The following is a 21,668-nucleotide window of genomic DNA, read 5'->3' on the forward strand; positions in this document are numbered from 1 at the left end:
ATCTTCTTCCTCTTTAAATTATTTATTAAAAGCTTTTGCAATACCTGAGTAATTTAAACTCTCAGCAGTGGGAGTTACCTGTGCAAAAACTTCTACTCCTTGATCGTTCAATTGCTTGGCATATTTAAATTCTTCTGCAGTCATTTTTATCTGTGGCAAAACAGAAACTGCATTTTCATAGTGAATTCCAGCTGTTCCAATATTTACTTTATTGATATCAGAAACCTGTTGTTTAAGTGTAAAAGCGTCTTGTACATTGATTGTTACAACAAAGATTTTTTTATTGGCGTATTTAGAACTATTTAAAATTTTGGCAGAAGTTTTTAAGTCTTTAATTCCTAAAGTAACACCAGCAGGTTTAGCAAGTTTCATTGTCATCTTGGTCATCGCATCATTTGCTGCATGGTCGTTAGCCACTAATAAAATATCTGGATGCAATTGATTCGTCCAAGATACTGCAACTAGACCATGAACAAGCCGATCATCAGCTCTCAACAAACTAATCATCTAGGTCATCCCCTTTTAATAAATCATTTATAAAGACAATTTGGTTACGTGCCTGATCCACAGCTGTTTTAATAGTCTCATCAGATATTTTATTATCTGTATTCATTACTAATTCCAACACTAGTGAAAGGTTAATACCACTAACCACTTTACAGTCATAATCTTTTATTAAATTGAGCGCTTCTTTATTAACACTTCCTCCCGGCATATCAGTCAAAATTATTACTTGCTCTGATTTAAATTTATCCAATAAACTTTTTAATTCTTCTGCAAAATTTTTTTGTTCATCAACATATGCGTTAATAAAATGAACGTTAGTAATTGTGCTATTAAAGAAATTAATTGAATTCTTATAGCCATCGGCTAAATAACTATGAGTAGCTATGATAAATTGACTCATTTACATTCTTCCTTTCACTTTTTTGATTAAAATGTTAGCGTAAACATTAAAACTATGTTAAATATACTACTGTATATACATTTTTACAAGTACTTTTTTATATTTTTTGTATATAAGCCTTTAAAAATAGGATAATTTCAAAGAAAAATATTTATGCCTTTATTAATTTATTTAAAGTATATACATTTAAGCAAAAAATATTTTTTATTTTGCTAAAAACTATACAAATTATCTATAATTAATATTAGAAAAATAAATTCAAAAATATAAATTACTAAGGATAAACAAGTGAAATCTAAATATGAAAAAGTAGAAGACTACTTCATAGAAAAAATTAATAGGGGTACGCTTAAATCTGGAGACAAGTTGCCACCTGAAATACAAATTAGTAAGAAATACGGCTATAGCAGAATGACCGTTAACAAAGCAATGAAAAATTTAGAAAAACAGGGATACGTTACTCGAATCGCTGGACGAGGAACATTTGTAAAAGAAAAAAGTGTTTTACGTCTGCTTACGGATAACATCAGCCTTAGTGATATCATTAAGCAACAAAGAATGGCTCCTGGTTCGACCCTGCTTTCCTATAGCTTAGCTGATGCTAGCGAAGTGCCTTCGGCAGGGGAATTTTCAACACCGATTGATAAATTTCATCATACTGAAAGATTAAGAACTGGTGATAACAAACCAATTGCTCTAACTCAGGATTTTATTTGTGCAAATCTCATTAAGAATATAGATTTAAATCTTATAACTGGTTCTCTATATTCATATTTAAAGAAATTAAAATTACCGGTAATCCAAAATTTTGTTGAAATCAAAGCTGTCAAGGCAACCAAAAAACAACAAAAATTGCTGAATTTAGATGTTGATTTCTTATTAATGACATTGGCAAATACAGATACTATTACCTCACAAGATCAACGAGTACCGCTTGGAGTTTTTATTTCTTATTACAATCCAGATCTTTATACGTACCGCTTTAATGAAGCTCAACAATAAAAGTGCTTAACTTTACGACTATACGTAAAGCTAAGCACTTTTTATAAAAAGATATTGTAAAATTAAAAAATCCCTAAAAAGGCTAGAACAATTGATACCACTAGTAATCCCAAAACCAATGTCATTGGTTTAAAACCTTTTTTCATTAAATACATAATTGTAAAGAGAAGGATTAAAGACAATAATCCTGGCATAATTTGGTCAAAAATACTACTTAATTTTAGTGTTTCTTTGCCAAACTTAAATGATAAACTTAGTGGAACATTAACGGTGGTAGCCACCATTGCACCTACCATAGATAAGCCAAGCATTGATGAAGCAGTTGTAATTATTTTAAGCAATCCAGAATTAAATACTTTATCAATAAAAGTAGTACCATACTGGTAACCAGCTACTAATAAATACCAACGAATCATTAATTCCAATCCACCAAATAATACAATAAATAAAAGTGGTCCAAAGATCGATCCCGTTTTAGCAATACTAATTGCAATCCCGGCAATTATTACACGTAAGCAATTAAAAATGAATGAATCACCAACTGCTGCAGTTGGTCCCATTAATGATACTTTTAAACTTTCGATTGTATCCGTTGTTACATTATTATTCTTGACTCGATCTTTCTCTAATGCATAAGTTAATCCGCCCAACAGACCAAACATTGTATTATTAGTATTAAATACACCATTGGCTCGCGCTAATGCCTCACCACGAGACTTAGCATCATCAGGAAATAAATCCTCAAGAGCAGGTCCCATAGTATTAGTAAAGCCATTACCTTGCATTTTAACAACATTAAATCCAGAAAAAGCGAGACCTGAACCCCAAAACATTTTTTTCAAAACTTTTTTATCATGTGCATTAATTTTACTCATCAGAAAAAGTCCTCCTCTTCATCTTCGTTTTTAGCATTAGGTTTAGTCTTGATAGTTTCATTTTTGTTCGAAATAGTATTACTAATAGTATTACTCATGACCAGGAAATAAACCATAGCAATTGTAGCTACTATGATTGCTATTGGCAGAGCTGGAAGTTTTAAGTACTTCGCTAAGACAAAGCCAAAAACTAAGAAAATACCAATTTTATTATCCCAAATCATATTAACTAAAATTGCAAAACCAATTGCTGTCATCATTCCAGCACCAGCAGTAAATCCTCTCATCACCCAATCTGGAAGCATTGCGAAAAGACTTTGCAGACCTTTCGTTCCAAATGCAATACTAAAAAATAAAACAAAAAATATGGGTAAACGATCCCCAAAAATTGATTGCAGAATTGATAATCTTCTAAACTTTTTAACATTACCTGTTTTAGCTAGCTTTTCCCAATAAGCTGACATAGAAGCTAAAACCGGAGCCCATAACGTTTTTACAGTCTGCATTAGAGCACCAATTGGTATTGATAAACCGATTGCCACACCCATTTTTGAACCTGTGGCAATCGTGTATGCAACACAAATCACAGCTGTGGGAAAAGGATCTGCTGGGATTGCTCCACCAATAGGTGACATCCCCATAAAAATAGCTTCTAATGAGGCTCCCATTAAAATTCCAGTTTCAGGATCGCCTAATAAAATACCAGTTAAAGTTCCAGCAACTATTGGCCGTTCAAACGTTTGCCAACCCATGCAACGATCGATCGCATTACCGATAAAATAAGAAAGCGTAGCTAATAATGCAATTGATACCTCCATAATTATTTTCCTCCCAAGATATCTTTTAAATCTTCTTTTTTATCTTCAGGTACAGTTTGAAAATATATAAATCTACCAGTTTCGACTAATTTTTTAAATTCTCGGCGTTCTTTACCATTTACATAAATATTTTTTGTCAATTGTTTACGCTCATCAGGTTCATGATTGATTGAATTCCTGCCATAATTGCCAACGTTTATTTCCTTTATTTGGGGAATTTGTCTGATTAATTCTAAAGCATCCGCTGGATTATCTACAATTAACATTATTTTGGCATTATCTGCTTTAGGATTTTGCAACATCTTTGCAGTACCAGCAATACTTTGAACAGCTACCTTAGTTCCTTCAGGAGCTGCCATTTTGAGCGTCTTTTTCATTAAGTTATCTTTTACTAGCGAATCTTTTGCTACTATTACATGAGTAATATTAAACTGCTTAATCCACTTTACAGCTACTTGGCCATGAATTAGTCTTTCATCCAATCTCACAAATTTAATCAATTTGATCTACCTCTTTCTAAAAAAAACTGCCTTCATCGTCATCATCAGTACCATAGTCTTTGAACAATTTAATGGAATTTTTAGCTTCATCGATAGCTTTCTTTAAATCATTTTCCGTTAATTCTGGATTATCATTAAGTATTATTTGTAATAACAGTGGTAAGTTGACTCCAGTTATCAAAAATGTTTTTGGTCTGGACAAATACTTATAAAGTAGCTGATTTGCACTGCCATTTTCAATGTCGCTTAACATTATCAATTGTTCATCATCTAGGAGCTGATCAAAATACTCTTTGACAGCTACAACAACGTTTTTTGAATCTACATATGCATCTATTGCAGTCAATTTAGAACAATTTCCAGTAATAATTTCCAACGTGCTTTTAACTCCAGTGGCCATATGACCGTGTGTCACAAACAAAAACTTAGTCATTATTTCACCTCTTTCAAAGCTCTATGGGAAAGAAGTTGCACTTGATGATCTTCAAGCCATTTTTTAGTATTTTTTGATTTTATCATTGCTACATCATGGGTTCTGATTTGTGTGAATGAAGATTTAGCCAAAACTATGTCATCCAAATATCCAGGATGAATCACAATATATGAAAATTTGTTTTTATTTTTTACCATCTCATTACCGATCAGATTAATATAATTATCTGGATTCCCACCTTGTTGATAAAAACTAGCAGAACTGGATAATCTTGTAGGATTAGCAGACAAATTTGCACTAAATTTGGGATCAGTTGCTAAAAATACCATGTTGTATTTTTTAGCTAACTTCCTGACTACAGAATAAAGATGATCAGAATGAACAGCATGAGTATCTATATACTCAGGCAATTTTCCCGTCAATTGATAAAATCTGCTAATTTGTGCTTCGACTTCAATTCTGACAGCAGCTTCATCAGTAAAGACTTCCTTACCTTCCTTTAATAACCTGCGGTATGTCTTAGAGCTAATAAAATCACCATTTTCCTGTAATAGGCTCCCAACAATATTAGGATCAGCACTAGGTCTGCCGACCACCAAATTTGCATGAAGCCCAAGACATACTTCTGGGAATTTATTAGTTATATGTAAAGCTTGTTTTGTTCCCGGCATATTAACCATTAAGCCAATGCTCTTGACTAATCCTGTTTTTAAGACAGCAAGCTCTCCATAATTAACTCCTTCAGAAAATCCAAAGTCATCTGCCCTAATAATTAATTTCATTTTTATAAAACACATCCTTCAAGTTGATAATATCAATGAACACTTAACTATTAGCAAAAATTATGCCATCTTTGATAGAAAGCCTTTTTTAGCATAAAAAAAGGATAGTGCTGAACTTATATTCAGCACTATCCTTTATATAAACGGTGACAATAATTGATAAATCAGGCTAATCTCATAATCTTCTATAATGATGTTGTACTTAATTTCTACACTTTTAAAAATATTTTTTGAAATAGAGAAAAATTCTTTTTCTTTTTCAGTTTCAGAATTAATACTAACGAGATCTTTAGACTCTCTCTTTGTTAAAACCATTCTCTCAATCATTAATGAGATGTGAGTATACAAATTTAATCGAGTTTTTTCATCAAGTTCAATATTATAATATTTTTCATAACGTTTAGTAATATACTGGACTTCTTCAATTACAACATCTGGATTTAGAATTTGTAATCTTTCACGTATTCCCGCAATTGAGAAAAATCGTATGAATTGTTCAATCATAACTTTAATCTGGGTTAATTTTTCACCACTATTTTCTAAAAGCGTTGTCAAATGCAAGGCACCACTTTTATCTAAAACATCATATATATCAATAATCTCAATAGGAATTTTATTTCTAATTTCTGTAGTTGTTAATACGAATTCCGTATTGCTAAAGAAGAGCCTATCTTCTTGATCAAGCAGATGACGTAATTTTTTATAATCAACGGTAATAATTTTTAACTTACCCGACAATGTATTGTCCATGATTTTTTTGATTTCGCGAGAAACGCCATCTCCAGACATACATGCAACAATAACATTTTTCTGATCTGAAAAGCCTTGATAATATTGTGAACCTGTAGTTTCTCCATATTTTGTACTAGCCTTTGCAATCTCCTTGAACTTTTGTTTTTGCTGAATTCTCAAGCCCACATCAAGAGCCATAGCAGTCGTGATATTATTTATAACCAAAAGTTCTTTGTTTGAAATTGATTTGATTTCTTTAAACATTTGATTCAAAGAGCCCATATCAAATAAAACAATTGTTCCGACAGTGTTTTTTCCTTGTTGATCTAAATATTCTTGAACTTTGCTATTAATTTGCTTAATTGAGCTGTCGATAGGCATGTCAAAAGCTTCAAAAATATAATTACCACAAAGAGAATTCACCACTGCTTGGATGCTTGTTGCGGTCTTTTTCCCATGTGCAAGTAAAATTGCATTATAATTAATTTCCTCTATTTTGGGAGAAATTGAACCAAATAAAGGAAAAAATAATATATAAGTAAAATCTTTTATTTTTTTATCTGGCAAAACAGATTGCATAAACTGATTAAATAAATATATACTGCGGGGAAATTTCATACGTAATAAATTAATCAAACTAGCATCTTCATCATCAAATTGATCATAAACCAATGTAATTAATTCGATTATCTGCGAGCTTTTTTGCCAATCAATTTTTGCAAAATCAACATTCACACCATATTTTGAGCCTATTTTTTGGATGAAGTTTCGCTTCAAATTGCCCGCATTATTTACTGAGGTCAATTTAAACCAATCATTTAGAATCTCAAAAATCATAATATTTATTTCTGCAGCAGTTTTTTCTTGTTGCAGAAATAGTTTAATCTCTGAAATTACCTTTTTAATTTTTGGTACAAAATCGATTATATCTCGTCCAAAACTTATCACATCTGAGTCAGAAGAAATTAAGCGAAGTGCTTCGTTTGGTTGACCTATTATTATGGGGTCTTCAACAGGATTCTCGGCAAAAGCAGAGGCACAAAGATGCTTAATTTCATTTTGAATTGAACCAATATTACCCGGAAGATCTTTTTGCAAAAGCTTATTTAATATATTTTGTTCAACTTTTAATTGCCGATGTACTGTCTGAGCTTCTTTCACAAAAGCTTGTAATACAATCTGTAAACGTTCGTTAAGTGGCCTGTCAATATATTTAGGCATGTATATTTGTAGCGGGATTCTCCGTAGAAAAGTTTTTAAAAGAATATTATCTACATTTTCTGTAGTTGCAAATAAAAATCGAACTTGTACTCGATGAGGCTTTTTGTTCTCTCCTAAAGGATAAAACTGACCGGAATCCATCAAGGAAAATAATTTTTCTTGGCTTTCAAAATTTAAGCGATGCACTTCGTCTAAGAATAGATAGCCTTGATCAGCTTGATCAACTAACCCAAGACTATCGTGATCGGCACCTGTAAACGCACCTTTTTTATATCCGAAAAGAGCTGAAGATAATATCTCCGTATTATTGGCATAATCAGCGGCATTTAAAACCACAAATTTTGCTTTGGGTGAAATAACTTTCTGTCTTCTAGCTTCCTCAAAAATTAGTCGTGCTAGGAAAGATTTTCCTACTCCACTAGGACCGGTAATTAATAGTGGCATTCCATTAGGAGGATATAATATTGTTTCCTGACATTTGGCAATTAATTTTTTTAAACTACCATCAACACCTATCATTTTCTTAAATTTGCCGCTATCATTTTTTGCTTGCCAATAAAATGGTCTGGTGCCAGTTTTATTAATTTTCCCTCTTTGAAATAATTTTGTCAGATAAGTACTAACATCTCCTCTTGTTAGTCCTAACTCTTGAGCAACTTGTGTTGTTGTATATTTTTTAGAAGTATTATTCGCTAATACCTGATAAACTTTGTCAATTGTTCTCATGTAACCACTCCTCAAATGTTTAACTACCATATACAGGTAATAATATTTATATTTTTGGAATGTTCATTGATATTGAATTCACTATTACACAGATACTAGAAAAAGGCAAATCAATATTGAAATAATAGATACTGATTTGCCATTTATAATAATCTACCTTTTGCTATTTGAATTAACATTTTTGACCAAATGAATTTCTCTGTCGAATAGCTGTTTCATTTGTTCATTAAAACTGTGAGCGATAAAAATAACGGTAGCAGGAGTGGACTTCACTTCATGCAAGATTTGCATAGTAGCTTGCTGATCAATTGCACTAGTTCCTTCATCAATCAAAATTATTTCACTTTGATGAACTAAAGCCCGCACCAGAACAATTTTTTGTCTTTGCCCTCCCGAAATATTTAACTTATTCAAATCGATTTTTTGATTTAATCCTTCATCAAATTTGGCAATATCACCTGCTAATTGTACTTTTTCAACCAATGACGGTAAAGCGCTTTTTAATTTGTCTACAAACATCGTCATATTGTCAGCAACGCTCACCGGAAAAAGCACAGGATCTTGGGGAATATAGCCAATTTTACTCATATCTGGGTTAACAACAGCACCATCCTTATCTTTAAAAACAATCTGCCCTGAAGTTGGTTTGATTTGTCCGAGAATGAGTTTAAACAAAGTTGATTTCCCAGCCCCAGAATCACCTGTCAGAAGCACTTTTTCGCCTGACCTAACATTAATGTCAGGAAACATCAGACTCTCACCATTAGGAAATTGCAAACTAAGATCATGGGTACTAATTTCTGCAGGAGTTGCTACTTCTTCAGTTTGCTCTTTTTTAACTGGCGCAGCCGTTTTGGCAATCTCCTGATTTAAAGTTTTGGAGCCCTTTATTTGTCCATAGCGACTAACTATGATTTGAATACTTTGCCTTAAGTAGAAATTACAATTGCCTACTCCAGTGATTGCACCAAATGCTACTATTTTAGCTTGGAACAAATAACCCGCTAGTAAGAATAAAATTAATGAAAAAGAAACTGATACCAATCCATTAATTATACTTAGTAATTGTGTAACCCCATTTTGCTTGACATAAGCATCTTCTAGCTCTTTAGCTGCATCATTAGTTACTTTAAATAGTTTTCCTCCGGCAAAATAACGTTGTAGTTCTTCAAGGCCATTAAGCCACTTTTCTAAGCAATCGAGATATTGATTATTACTCTTTGATATCTTGGTCATTGAATTTTGTAGTGGCTTTTCTAATAATTTTGGTAACACTAACGAAATAGCCACCATCAAAATAATTGTGAGAAGTAAACTCCAGTGTAATGAAATAAGCAGAACAACTACAGATACTAAATTAATAACACCACCAATTAGACTAAAAAATGGTGCAAAATAATTTTCTTGGCTCTGATTCAGGTCATTTGTTAATCGATTTTGAATCTGGGCAACAGAATGCTCTTTTTGATCCGCATAAAAGTGAGATACAGATCTTTTTCTGATATGAAAATTAAATTCCTCTTGTTGTTTTGATAGAAGGAACGCATGCAGTCCTTGTATTATATATTGAAATAGGAAAGGCATAAATGAAATGACATTTATAATTAAAAACTGTTGGAATTTCTGTTGCTGAATTGCTGTGGTTTCAAGCATAATTAATTGTGTAGTTACAATTGGTAAAGTCCACTCTAAAACGGTAATCAAAATTAGTATCATGAAGCGTAAAGGGTTTTGCTTATAAAAGTCCTTAATTGTCATAATATCTTACCTCCTTTTTATTGCTTTATGTTTTCGTTAAGTGAATTTCTCTGTCAAACATTTCTTTCATTTGATCATTAAAGCTGTGTGCAATAAAGATTACTGTAGCAGAACTCGATGTGATTTCCCGCAAAATTTGCATTGTCGCTTGCTGGTCAATAGCACTGGTTCCTTCATCAATCAAAAAAATTTCACTTTGATGGACTAAAGCTCGTACTAGAACAATCTTTTGTCTTTGACCACCAGAAATATTCAATTTGTTTAAATCGATTTTTTGTTCTAAACCATCATCAAACTTGGCAATATCGCCAGCAAGTTGAACTTTTTCAACTAATTGTGACAGTGCACTTTTTAATTTATCGGAAAACATAGTCATGTTATCAGCAATAGTTACCGGAAAAAGCACAGGGTCTTGCGGAATATAGCCAATTTTACTCATATCTGGATTAATCCTTGAACCATCTTTATCTTTAAATATGATTTGTCCAGAACTTGGCTTGATTTGTCCTAAAACAAGTTTAAACAATGTTGATTTGCCAGCTCCTGAATCTCCAGTCAACAGTATTTTTTCACCTTGTTCAATATTAATATCAGGAAACTGCAACCTTTCACCATTGGGAAATTTTAAATTAAGATTGTGAGTGCTAATAGCGACTGGTCTTACCTTTTTTGCAGTTTTCACCTTTTTTACTGGTGTCGCTGTTTTAGCAATTTCTTTATTTAGAGTTTCGGACCCCTTCATTTTCCCATAAGAGGTTACTATAATCTGAATTCCTTGTCTCAAATATGATTGGCAGTTGCCCACTCCGGTAATGGCACCAAACACAACTAGTTTTTGTTGAAACAAATAACCAACTAATGAAAATAAAATCAAAGAGAAAATAGCCGATACTAGGCCATTGATTACGGTTAGTAGTTGCATAGCACCATTCTGTTTAACATTAGCATCTTCTAAATTTTTAGCAGCTTTACTCGTTACCTTAAATAATTTTGCACCACTAAAATAGCGTTGTATTTCTGCAAGTCCATTAAGCCATTTCTCCAGGCAATCTAGATATTTTTGGTTGGTCTTAGAAACTTGAATCATTGAATTTTGCAAGGGCTTCTCCAACAGCTTTGGCAAAATTAAGGAGATTAGTACCATTATTGATATGGTAACAAGCAAACTCCAATGTAATGAAACCAATAATATAATGGTAGAAACTATAATGACTACTCCCTCAATTAAGCTAAAAAAAGGAGTAATATAATTTTGCTGACTTTGAACTATATCATTCGTTAACCGGTTTTGAACTTGTGCTACTGCATGGTCTTTTTGATCTGCATAAAAATGTTTAGTGGTTTTATCCCTGATTGCAACATTATATTGCTCTTCCTGCTGAGACAAAATATATTGTGACAGCCCTTGCAGTAGATAATCTGCCATTAAACATACAAAAGCACATACATTAACAATTAAAAATATTTTAAAATTGCCTTGTTGAATTGCCGTAGTTTCTATAATACTGAGTACAGTACCAAGAATTGGCAGTGCATATAAACCAATATTGATTAAAAGTAAAACAATAAAGCGTAAAGGATTTATCTTATAAAATTCTTTAATTGTCATTTTGATTACCTGATTTTTTACTTGATTTTAAATTGATTTGATAATCAAACTTGTCTTTTAGTTCCGGACTGAAGTTATGTGCAATCATTAAAAGTGTTTTATCGGTATCGAGCAAATTGCCAATAATTTCACTGGTAGATTTACTATCAACTGCACTAGTTGCTTCATCAAGTAACAAAAATGGTTCATCATGAATTTCGGCTCTGGCCAAAACTACTTTTTGTCTTTGTCCACCTGATAAATTGCCTTGATCTAAATCGACCGTTGTATTAATTTGATTTGGAAACTTGGCTAAATCTGGCACCAATTGAACTTTTTTAACAGCTTCTTTTAGTTTGCTAACCAGTTTACTGTTAAACATCGTAATATTATTTGCAATAGTATCAGGAAAGAGCGTTGCATCTTGTGCTATGTAACCTAGTCGAGCTTGCTGAGGCGGAATTTTAGTCCCGTCTTGAGCAGTAAAGTAGACCTCACCAGTTTTGGGCTTAAGTTGTCCCAGCAGGACTTTGAATAGAGTTGACTTACCTGTGCCTGAATCTCCTGAAAGTAAGACCTTATCGCCTTTATTAATAGTAAAATCAGGATAAGATATACTTTCTCCATTTTGATATTGCACTTTCAAATTGTGACATTCAACACCATAAACAACCGTTCCAGGCTTTTTTTCAGGTATTGGTTTTGTTAAATCAGCAATTTCCTGACGTAACTTTTTGGTTGATCTCATTTGCGTCATTGCGTTGATAACTTCCCAGAGACCATTAAAAATGGTTGAAGCAAAGCTACCTGCTATAAACCAATCACCCAAAGTGATTATATGCTTAAAAAATAGTAGTCCACTGAATAAACTTGACCCAATTTGACCAATAGCATTACCTAAGCCGTTAATACTAATCGAGATCCCTTGTACTTTTTTTCTATAAACATTGGCTTCTGCCAGTTTCCGACTATCTTGACCAAGTGCTCTATCTAATCGGCCACTTGCACTGTATCTGCGCAATTCACTTAAACCAGAAAACCAATTTTCAATTGTATTTAAAAGCTGTGCGTTTTTCTTGGCTGCTGCGGCTGTGGAATTAGATAACTTTTTTGTCATAATTTTAGGTAGAGTCAACACAATAATTGCCGCTACAGCAACAAATAAAATTAATGACCAGTGAAGAGTTATCAATGTACCAATTGCGAAGATAAGACTTAACAAGTTGGTCCAAATTTGAATCCAAGGCGTAGCATAATCGTCTGTTAAAATCTTGAGATTATTACCTAACTCATTTTGTATTTCTGATACCTTATAACCGCCAGAATTGTAATACCGCCGCATTATTTGGGAACGAACATTATGTAAGCATTCTTGAACTTGCTTATTAAACAAAAAGGTTCCCAGTGGTAAGGACAAAACAGTAAGGATTGAGACAGTAAAATCAATGACTAACCAAAATACAAATCTATCCCAATTGCCTTTGGTTAAATCATTGATCGCATATTTAAAAAGGTATGTTGCCAATGTTCCACAAATAGCATAACATAAGAAAATTATTAAAATAAAAACACCACGAAAAATATTGGTTTTAAAAAGATCTTTAAGTGACATTGCTCTTTTATCCTTTCATCTTTGGTATGTTTTTATTAAACTTTAATTTTATTTTAAATGCAATAGAATTTCACTAAGGGGTCAATAAAGCTGACTAAGTGGTAATTCTGCCAAACTAAAAGATCTGCTTAAGTTAAGCAGATCTTAGTAAATTCTGTATTCAATTAATGTTTATCTTTTTCGTATCTAGTGTTAAATAAAGGACTGAGTGGTTCATGTTTTTGAATGCATTTAATTGCATCCCCAATAAGCGGACCAACAGATACCAGAAGAGTTTTTTCCAATTTCTTTTCTACTGGTTGATTAATAGAATCAGTTAGAACCAGATTTTTAATCGGAGAATCATTCAATCTTTGAATAGCAGGTCCTGATAAAACTGCGTGCGTAGCACTGGCATAAACTTCAGTTGCCCCAGCATCTATTAAAGCTTGGGCAGCTAGAGTAATCGTACCCGCAGTATCAATCATATCATCAATAATGATTGCACGCTTGCCCTTGACATTGCCAATGATGTTCATTACTTCAGAAACATTGGCACGTGGACGGCGTTTATCAACAATGGCAATTGGCGTCTTTAAGAACTCTGCTAACTTGCGGGCACGCGTTACGCCACCATGATCAGGTGAAACGACAACAGCATCTTTTTGCAAATTGTTTCTCAAAAAGTAATCAGCAAGTAGTGGTGCACCCATTAAGTTGTCAACAGGGATATCAAAGAATCCTTGAATTTGTGGTGCATGTAAATCAAGTGACAAGACCCTGGTAGCTCCAGCTTCTTGCAACATGTCAGCAACTAACTTAGCAGTGATTGGTTCACGTGGTCTAGTCTTACGATCTTGGCGAGCATAACCATAATAAGGAATCACGATATTAATTGTTTGTGCACTTGCCCGACGCACAGCGTCAATCATGATTAATAATTCCATTAGGTTATCATTAACGGGTACACTGGTTGACTGAATCAAATAGACATCTTTACCCCGGACAGATTCGTCAATGTTAATTTGAATTTCACCATCGCTAAAGCGTTGAACACTGGACTTACTCAGGGGTACCCCCACCCGCTGTGCAATTTTTTCCGCCAGCGGAACATTGGAATTGAGGGCAAACAACATCATATTGTCTTTATAAGACATAATTTCCTCCGTATTAAAATTGTTAACAACTTATTATTTTACCAAAAGTTGTCTGAAAAAGTTACTTCCTATATTATTATTCAACTTTAACGAACGACATTCAAGCCCTGAATCTTAGTTTGTGTAGTAAATTACTGAAGTTTTAAAGTAAACTTCAGTAATACTAAAATTAAGATAATTACTATTCTGAAAAAATTATCCACATCGAGTTCAGCGTTTAGGCATTTTTTGCGCTTGTAAATTAAAAATATTTTATCACTTATCTTAGCTATATGAATATTGCTTTATTGCTCATTTAGCCATGCTGATATTATTTTTCTGAATCAAAAAGTCATTGAAGAAAAACTTTTACTTTGCTAAAATTCAAAACATAAACAAATATCTATATAATGTCGAAATGAGGTCGGCAGTTTCTACACGTGAACCGTAAATTACGTACTATAGATAAAGGTAAAGAGAACTTTTACGTTCTTTCGTCTTTTTCTATGCACTAGAAAAAGACTTTTTTGTATTTTACTTATGAAGTGGAGGCAAATATGAATAGTAATTTCCTTTGGGGCGGCGCTACAGCATCCTATCAGTGTGAGGGTGCCTGGAATATTGATGATAAGGCTGAATCCATGTGGGATCATTATTTACATGAAAATAATTTAGAAAACGGTGATGTAGCTAGCGATCATTATCATCATTTTGAAGAAGATATCAAAATGATGAAGGATGGTGGTCACAATGCATACCGTTTTTCTTTGTCTTGGCCCCGCATTATCAAAAATCGTGCTGGGGACATTAATCCGAAAGGAATTGCGTTTTACAATAAACTAATTAATTGTTGCCTTAAAAATGGCATAACGCCTTTTGTGACACTTTATCACTGGGACCTACCACAGTACTGGCAAGAAGTTGGTGGCTGGCTCAATCTTGACACTAGTCGTGCTTTTGCCCACTACGCTGAAGTCTGTTTTGAAGCTTTTGGTGACAAAGTTAAACTCTGGACAACTTTTAACGAACCCAAATGGTTTACTGTCAATGGCTATTTGATTGGCAACTATCCGCCAGCTGAGCATGATTTACAACACACAATTATTTGCGGCTTTAACGTGATGTATGCTAATGCATTGGCCATTCAAAAATTTCGTCAGGGAAAGTTTCAGGGACAAATAGGTATTGTTCATAGTTATTCTCCAATTGATGGTATAGATGATACGATTGAAACTAAAATCGCCATGCGGAATGCTGATAATTATGCTAACAACTGGGTTTTAGATACCGCTGCACTAGGTAGTTTTCCCATTGATTTGCTAGCTAAACTTAGTGAAACTAATGATATTTCTTTCATGAAGCCTGACCTTCTAAAAACAATAGCGGAAAATAAAGTTGATTTTTTAGGTTTAAATTATTACGCCCGTACATTAGTAAAACCATATACGTCCGGAGAAACGAAAATGGTATTTAATAATTCCGGTAAAAAAGGCTCAACCCAAATGAGAATCAAAAATTGGTTTGAACAGGTAATGGATCCGAATAGTGAATACACTGAATGGGACACTGAAATATATCCGAAAGGATTAGAGGATGGCTTAATTCGTGCGTACCAAAAATATCATTTGCCTATCTTTGTGACAGAAAATGGTGTTGGCTTTCACGAAAATATTAATGTAAATGAAGTTAAGGATGACTACCGCATTTCCTTTATGAATGATCACATAAATGCTTTGATGAATGCACAAGACAAAGGAGCTGATGTCAGAGGTTACTTTACCTGGTCCCCATTTGATCTGTATTCATGGATGAACGGGGTCGAAAAACGTTATGGCTTAGTGGCCGTCGATTTTTCAACATTAAAGCGTAAGCCAAAAGCTTCCTACTTTTGGTACAAAAAAATTATTAATTCAAATGGTAAATTGATTGAACGTAGGGAATACTAAAGTAGGAGATTGAACATGGAAACTACAAAAATTACTTCTTGGATGGATAAACACATTACACCATTTGCTAATAAAATGGCCAATCAACGTCATCTTGCAGCTATTAGAGATACTTTTATGACACTTCTACCAATCACATTGTTTGGTTCAATTTTTGTCATAATTGGTGCTGCGCCACCTGTTACCAAACATAGTAATGGTTTATTAATAGCTTGGGCTCACTTTGCCCAAAAGAATGCTTTAATACTTACTTGGCTAAGTTCCGTTTCGATGAGCGCAATGTCTGTTTTTATTTGCGTTGGTATTACCTACTTTTTATGCCAGCATTACAAAGAAAATCCTTTATCACCTATCATGTTTTCTTTAGCAGGATTTTTTATGTTAGTTTTTGATCCTAAAAAACTCGGCTTTACTGGGAACTTTGCAGACATTAGCTATTGGGATGGCCGTGGAATTATCATTGCCATTTTGATTGCTATTCTAACAACGGAAGCATACCACGCAATGCGTAAGCACGACTTTGGTCGTATTAAGATGCCTAAAGGAGTGCCATCAGCTTTATCAGAAAGTTTTGCTTCATTTGTTCCAGCACTAGTAATTTTAGCAGTAGACGCAATTATTTTTATAATTTGTCAAGCAAACCATACTACAGCAGTTAAAGCCATTTACAGCTTCTTATCACCAAGTTTTAAGGTTGCAGACAGCTTGCCAGCAACAATCTTTTTAACTATTTTAGTACAGCTCTTTTGGTTTTTTGGTATTCACGATGCTGCTCTCGCTGGTATTCTGGGGCCAATTCGTGATGGTAATCTCTCTATCAATGCTAGCGCTAAGTTAGCAGGCAAAGCACTACCAAGAATTTTCACTACTCCTTTTTGGGTTTACTTTGTTATTATCGGTGGCTGCGGTTCTGTCTTAGCTTTAGCGATTATAATGTCATTTTCGAAATCTAAGCAACTAAAAACAGTGGGCAGAGTGGGTTTAATTCCAGCACTATTTGGAATTTCTGAGCCTATGATATTTGGTACCCCGTTGATGCTAAACCCAATCTTTTTCATTCCCTTTATTTTTACCTCCACGGTTAACGCTATTCTCAGTTACCTTTCAATGTCATTTGGACTAGTGAAAAAGACATTTGCACTATTTTCATGGCAAATGCCAGCCCCAATTGGAGCATTTTTATCAACTATGGATTGGCGGGCTCCGATATTAGTAATATTATTGATTGTAATTGATGGCTTAATGTATTACCCATTCATGAAAATTTACGAAAGAAGCTTATTAAAAGAAGAAAACAGTTAGTAACATGTTTAGAGCTAATTTCTTATCCAATTAAAAAAAGTTATTAAGTTTTATTGAGGACTAATTTCCAATATGCAAGCGAAATTAGTTCTTTTTATTTAAAGATGTTTTCCTTGAGTTAATAATTAAGATTTTCTTTTTATATTATTTAGTATAGAAAAAGTGTTCCTAATAATTAAAGGTTTAATTATTAAGGAGCACTTAACCGAAACTTTAATTCGAACTCTCTAAAACTTCACTGACAATACCATGATGTTCAGTTAACAATTGAGCAGCTTCCTGTTTATTTTTACCAGTTTTAGCCATTATTATTGCAAGAGCAACATCATTATCAGCTTTTCTTAAGAAACTCAGAGCCTTAGCAGGAGATATTGCTGCCGTTTCACTAATAATACGGCAAGCACGATCGACTAACTTATCATTAGTCGGTTGCACATCAACCATCACATTTTGATAAACTTTGCCTTGTCTGATCATTACACCGGTTGAGATCATATTTAAAATCATTTTTTGAGCAGTACCGGCTTTCATACGAGTTGAGCCAGTTATCACTTCAGAGCCAACTACAGCTTCTATTGGTATATCAGCTTTTTGACCAATTTCAGACTTCTGCACACAAGCAATCGCTATAGACAAAGCACCTACTTCTGTGGCATATTGTAAGCCTCCAAGTACATAGGGTGTTCTACCACTGGCAGCTAAGCCAATAACAATGTCATTTGCCGTTAATTTAAGATTTTTTAAGTCAGCTTCCCCCAGTGACGCCGAATCTTCTGCACCCTCTACAGCAGCAAACATAGCTTTTTTACCGCCTGCAATTAAGCCAATTGCTCTTTCTGGCTTAATACCGTAAGTCGGAACAAGCTCGGCCGCATCAAGTACGCCTAATCGTCCACTGGTGCCTGCGCCAATATAGATTAAACGACCACCCCGGCCATATCTTTTTGCAGACTCATCAATTGCAAGTGCAATTTGTTTTTCGGCTCGCGCAACAGCTCGAGCTACTTTTTGATCTTCAGCATTGATTGTTTTGACCATAGCCATTGTAGACATCGTATCAATGTGCGTTGTTGCAGGATTTCGGGCTTCAGTTTCTAAGTTTTTAATTTTCATTTTCTATCCGTTAGTTATTTAGTTTTTACAGTGGCAACCATCTGATTTGCAGTAACCTTGCCTGTAGCAATAGGAGAAATACTTGTGACATCTTCCATATTGTTAATCATTACCATCACGTCTGTTGGCTTGCCCGCAGCTTTGATAGCTGGAACATCCATTTGAGCAATAACGTCACCGCGTTTAACATACTGTCCACTTTTTACTTTTATTTCAAATGGAGCACCCTTTAATTCAACAGTGTCAATTCCAAAATGCAAGACTAATTCCAATGGACCTTGATCTGATTCCATTGTAACTGCGTGTTTCGTATCCATAATTGTTAAAATACGTCCATCAACTGGAGCAACAATTTTACCATCATTATCAGGTATTACAGCAAAGCCGTCCCCCAGCATTTTTTGAGCAAAAACATCATCTTTTACAGCAGATAATTCTTCCAATTCACCATTCACAGGGCTGGCTAAATTAACTGCCACACTTTCGTGACTTGTTTCATTATCCTCGGGATTAACAAAAGAGCCATCCTCATTTTTAGCAACTACAGCGCTCTTAGGTACGCCAAAGAAATAAGTTAGAATAAAGCCGCCAATATAAGCTGCTAAAAGACCAATACAATAATTTAATGCTTTATTGTGGGCAATTAACGGAATTAAGGCAATACCAGATGTACCAATAGCGATTGAGCCGACATTGCCGAAGGCTCCTAAAACGGCACCACCAATACCACCACCTAAACATGCAGTAATGAAGGGACGGCCTAAAGGAAGAGAAACACCGTAAATTAGTGGTTCGCCTACTCCTAAAATTCCGACGGGCAAAGCCCCCTTAATTAGTTTAGTTAATTCTTTGTTCTTACGACATTTAACCCATAAAGCAATTGCAGTACCTACTTGTCCGGCACCCGCCATTGCTAAAATAGGCAAAAGCGGCGTATAACCCATCTTTTGAATCATTTGCAAATGAATTGGCGTTAAAATTTGATGTAAGCCAAACATAACCATTGGTAAGAACACTGCACCTAAAATAAAACCGGCAACAGGTCCACCAACCTTTAAGACCCAGTTAATTCCACCAATAAGTGAGTTTGAAACCCAACCAGCAAAAGGCATAATGATAAAAATAGTAATTAGTCCCATTATTAATAAAGTTAAAAATGGAGTAAAAATAATATCAACTGAATCAGCCATGTATTTGTGGAAAAATTTTTCAACATATGACAGAAGCCATACTGCAAGCAAAACTCCGATGATACCACCCTGTCCAGCAGCTAACGGCTGACCATTAAAAATATTTGGTATTACCATAGGAGCTACTACACCGGGCAGCATTACCACTCCACCGATGATACCACCAAGTCCAGGTGTGGCATTAAATTCCTTAGCAGCATTAATACCAACATAAATATTTAAGTAGGCAAATAGTCCATTGGCAATCACACCTAAAACGGTGATGCCCAGGTTCCAGCTTGCCGGCAGCATTTTGGCTGTCAACATATTTCTTAAAATACCTGATACACCAGAAATTAAACCGGCACCAACAAATGCTGGAATTAAAGGTATGAAGATAGCCGAAATATGCTGTAAGACAATACGCCACCATGTTTTCTTTAAGCTGGCTTTATGGGCTGCGTGAACTTCTTCAGCTTTCTCCATAACTTCGCTCTTGTCTTTTTGATAAGAACTTTTCTGAGCTGTTACATCTGGAAAAGGATCATTTTCATTTACTCCAGCTGCATTAACCATGCTTTGAGCAACTTTAGCATTTACACCAGGACCTAAAACTACTTCCAGCGTTTCACCATCAACTACTCCCAAAATGTCTTTAACTTGTTTTAAACCAGCTAAATCCACTTTAGATTTATCCCTGACCGTAATTCTCACTCTGGTCATACAATGGTATAAAGATTTAACGTTTGCAATACCACCAATATGATCATAGATTTCTTGGCCTATTTCGGAATATTTATCTGTACTCATTTTTTCCTCCTTTTTTAAAGACAAAATAAGTATATTATTTATTAGACCAATTTGCAAATTATGATAATTAATTATTAAAAATCATGTTTTAGTGGATTATACCATTTTAATAACCTGCAGCAATGAAAATGATGCTCTGCCCTGCATCTATTTGGTTCAAAAGTGGTAAATCATCAGCTACCACGTGTCCCAATACGTTAACTTTCTCATCAGCAGGTAAATCACGCTTAGTTATTTGTAATTCACCCTGATAACGCAAATATAATTTGTTATCACAGGTAATTGTTCCTTTAGCTCGAGCCCCGGGATTTTTCTGGGGTGTGACATCAAATAACTGACGGCTACGCCCCTCCGTTAACCTTACTACATCACGCGCTACATCCGGACGATTATGCCATTCAGAATTAAATAGTTCAGGCAAGTTTTCATCAAGGCGAAGTGTAATAATCTGCTTTTTAGTGTAATTTTTAAAAATAGCAATCATTTGCGGTGATAAAGAGGCATCCCCAATAAAAACATGGTCACAAGCTAAGTGTTTTAATTCCAACATTGCAGCTAAAGGATTCTCTGCTCTTTGCTTTTCAAGAGTTGGCAGTCCAGCGTGAATAGGTCCACGCAGAACATCATCACCTGCAACAAATGCCATTGTTTCTAAATTCATGTGATGTAACCAATCATTTTTCTCTTTTAACCAATTTGAATCTAGACCGGTTTCTGGTCGCGGATAAAAATTATGCCAAGCTTGCAAATTTTCGAAGTTGGCACCATGCTCTCGTAAAGCTGTGACGTCATCTTCATTGATAGTACTAGCGTTCAGAGCAATTGGCATTTTCTGAGAAAGCTTTGCTACAGTAGCTGGAGACACGCCATCGTCTATTCTAAGGCCAGACAAGCCCAAGCTTTCAATCTGCTCTTCATTTTCAAGTGTCAGCCCTAGCCTTGCCATACCACTTTCAGAAACGTCAGCAATAACAGCAGTTTCTAAGTTCTTAGACCACTTGGTCAGCTCTGCTAATCTTTTTAATATTACTTTGGGATCATCTTCAGGAATATGAAGTGAAGTAAAAATAGTTGTTAATCCCGCATTGCGCATCGCAAGTATGTAATTATAATCATCAGCCGTTAGATCACGGTTTAGATAAATCGAAAAACCCAGCATTTATTCTATTTCTCCCTTAGTGTGAAATCACTTACATGGACCATTATACTATTTTATTTTGTTAAAACATGTACACAAACAAAAAGCCGTGAGTTAATTT

The 21,668-nt window shown here is 34.5% G+C and carries 18 protein-coding genes and 1 riboswitch; of the genes, 3 read left to right on the forward strand and 15 right to left on the reverse strand.

Annotated elements, in window-relative coordinates:
- Window positions 1-18: 18 nt before the first annotated feature.
- Together JF75_RS07880 and JF75_RS07885 are read right to left on the reverse strand one after the other, a co-directional pair.
- Complete coding sequence (locus tag JF75_RS07880; protein ID WP_046332536.1) at window positions 19-507, reverse strand: PTS sugar transporter subunit IIB; 489 nt, start codon at window positions 505-507, stop codon at window positions 19-21.
- Entirely contained in the window at window positions 500-907 is a 408-nt protein-coding gene (locus JF75_RS07885; protein ID WP_046332537.1) for a PTS sugar transporter subunit IIA, read from the reverse strand. The genes JF75_RS07880 and JF75_RS07885 overlap by 8 nt, the downstream gene beginning before the upstream one ends.
- Before the next feature lie 288 nt (window positions 908-1,195).
- On the opposite strand from JF75_RS07885, the gene JF75_RS07890 reads away from it, so the two are divergent.
- Window positions 1,196-1,909, forward strand: coding sequence for a GntR family transcriptional regulator (locus JF75_RS07890; RefSeq protein ID WP_046332538.1), 714 nt, complete (start codon window positions 1,196-1,198; stop codon window positions 1,907-1,909).
- Between the two features lie 62 nt (window positions 1,910-1,971).
- On the opposite strand, the gene JF75_RS07895 is transcribed toward JF75_RS07890, so the two are convergent.
- The 10 genes from JF75_RS07895 to JF75_RS07940 all read right to left on the reverse strand — a co-directional run bounded on the left by JF75_RS07895 (window position 1,972) and on the right by JF75_RS07940 (window position 14,090).
- Window positions 1,972-2,784 carry a PTS system mannose/fructose/sorbose family transporter subunit IID gene (locus JF75_RS07895; protein ID WP_045928545.1) on the reverse strand — a complete coding sequence of 271 codons (813 nt, stop codon included), beginning with the start codon at window positions 2,782-2,784 and terminating at the stop codon, window positions 1,972-1,974.
- Window positions 2,784-3,602, reverse strand: coding sequence for a PTS mannose/fructose/sorbose/N-acetylgalactosamine transporter subunit IIC (locus JF75_RS07900; protein WP_046332539.1), 819 nt, complete (start codon window positions 3,600-3,602; stop codon window positions 2,784-2,786). Before JF75_RS07900 ends, JF75_RS07895 begins: the two co-directional genes overlap by 1 nt.
- A 2-nt stretch (window positions 3,603-3,604) precedes the next feature.
- Window positions 3,605-4,102 carry a PTS sugar transporter subunit IIB gene (locus JF75_RS07905; protein WP_046332540.1) on the reverse strand — a complete coding sequence of 166 codons (498 nt, stop codon included), beginning with the start codon at window positions 4,100-4,102 and terminating at the stop codon, window positions 3,605-3,607.
- Window positions 4,103-4,118: 16 nt separating this feature from the next.
- Window positions 4,119-4,535: a PTS sugar transporter subunit IIA gene (locus JF75_RS07910; protein WP_046332541.1), complete on the reverse strand. Its 417-nt coding sequence runs from the start codon at window positions 4,533-4,535 to the stop codon at window positions 4,119-4,121.
- Window positions 4,535-5,317 (reverse strand): ChbG/HpnK family deacetylase, encoded by a 783-nt coding sequence (locus tag JF75_RS07915; RefSeq protein ID WP_046332542.1) that lies wholly within the window; start codon window positions 5,315-5,317, stop codon window positions 4,535-4,537. The genes JF75_RS07910 and JF75_RS07915 overlap by 1 nt, the downstream gene beginning before the upstream one ends.
- Window positions 5,318-5,452: 135 nt before the next feature.
- A complete protein-coding gene (locus tag JF75_RS07920) occupies window positions 5,453-7,996 on the reverse strand; it encodes a sigma 54-interacting transcriptional regulator (RefSeq protein ID WP_046332543.1) in 2,544 nt (847 codons plus the stop codon).
- Between the two features lie 153 nt (window positions 7,997-8,149).
- The gene (locus JF75_RS07925; protein ID WP_046332544.1) at window positions 8,150-9,754 is read right to left on the reverse strand and encodes an ATP-binding cassette domain-containing protein; all 1,605 of its coding nucleotides are present in this window, start codon (window positions 9,752-9,754) and stop codon (window positions 8,150-8,152) included.
- Between the two features lie 25 nt (window positions 9,755-9,779).
- Window positions 9,780-11,363, reverse strand: a complete 1,584-nt coding sequence (locus JF75_RS07930) for an ATP-binding cassette domain-containing protein (protein WP_046332545.1) — start codon at window positions 11,361-11,363, stop codon at window positions 9,780-9,782.
- A complete protein-coding gene (locus tag JF75_RS07935) occupies window positions 11,353-12,954 on the reverse strand; it encodes an ATP-binding cassette domain-containing protein (protein ID WP_046332546.1) in 1,602 nt (533 codons plus the stop codon). The genes JF75_RS07930 and JF75_RS07935 overlap by 11 nt, the downstream gene beginning before the upstream one ends.
- A 164-nt stretch (window positions 12,955-13,118) precedes the next feature.
- Window positions 13,119-14,090 (reverse strand): ribose-phosphate diphosphokinase, encoded by a 972-nt coding sequence (locus tag JF75_RS07940; RefSeq protein ID WP_046332547.1) that lies wholly within the window; start codon window positions 14,088-14,090, stop codon window positions 13,119-13,121.
- Between the two features lie 362 nt (window positions 14,091-14,452).
- A riboswitch (purine riboswitch) is annotated at window positions 14,453-14,551 on the forward strand.
- A gap of 75 nt (window positions 14,552-14,626) precedes the next feature.
- Here JF75_RS07940 and JF75_RS07945 point away from each other — a divergent pair.
- Together JF75_RS07945 and JF75_RS07950 are read left to right on the forward strand one after the other, a co-directional pair.
- Window positions 14,627-16,015, forward strand: a complete 1,389-nt coding sequence (locus JF75_RS07945) for a glycoside hydrolase family 1 protein (RefSeq protein ID WP_046332548.1) — start codon at window positions 14,627-14,629, stop codon at window positions 16,013-16,015.
- A 15-nt stretch (window positions 16,016-16,030) separates the two neighbouring features.
- A complete protein-coding gene (locus JF75_RS07950; protein ID WP_046332549.1) occupies window positions 16,031-17,317 on the forward strand; it encodes a PTS sugar transporter subunit IIC in 1,287 nt (428 codons plus the stop codon).
- 213 nt (window positions 17,318-17,530) lie between these two features.
- Here the strand turns inward: JF75_RS07950 and murQ are convergent, their stop codons facing one another.
- From murQ to JF75_RS07965, 3 genes are all read right to left on the reverse strand, one after another.
- Entirely contained in the window at window positions 17,531-18,430 is a 900-nt protein-coding gene (murQ, locus tag JF75_RS07955; protein WP_046332550.1) for an N-acetylmuramic acid 6-phosphate etherase, read from the reverse strand.
- Window positions 18,431-18,444: 14 nt separating this feature from the next.
- Window positions 18,445-20,409, reverse strand: coding sequence for a glucose PTS transporter subunit IIA (locus JF75_RS10380; RefSeq protein WP_084605766.1), 1,965 nt, complete (start codon window positions 20,407-20,409; stop codon window positions 18,445-18,447).
- Window positions 20,410-20,515: 106 nt separating this feature from the next.
- Window positions 20,516-21,568 carry a DUF871 domain-containing protein gene (locus tag JF75_RS07965; RefSeq protein WP_046332551.1) on the reverse strand — a complete coding sequence of 351 codons (1,053 nt, stop codon included), beginning with the start codon at window positions 21,566-21,568 and terminating at the stop codon, window positions 20,516-20,518.
- Window positions 21,569-21,668: the final 100 nt, after the last annotated feature.

It is taken from the genome of Lactobacillus kimbladii, assembly GCF_000970755.1.
In the GTDB taxonomy this organism is placed as follows: domain Bacteria; phylum Bacillota; class Bacilli; order Lactobacillales; family Lactobacillaceae; genus Lactobacillus; species Lactobacillus kimbladii.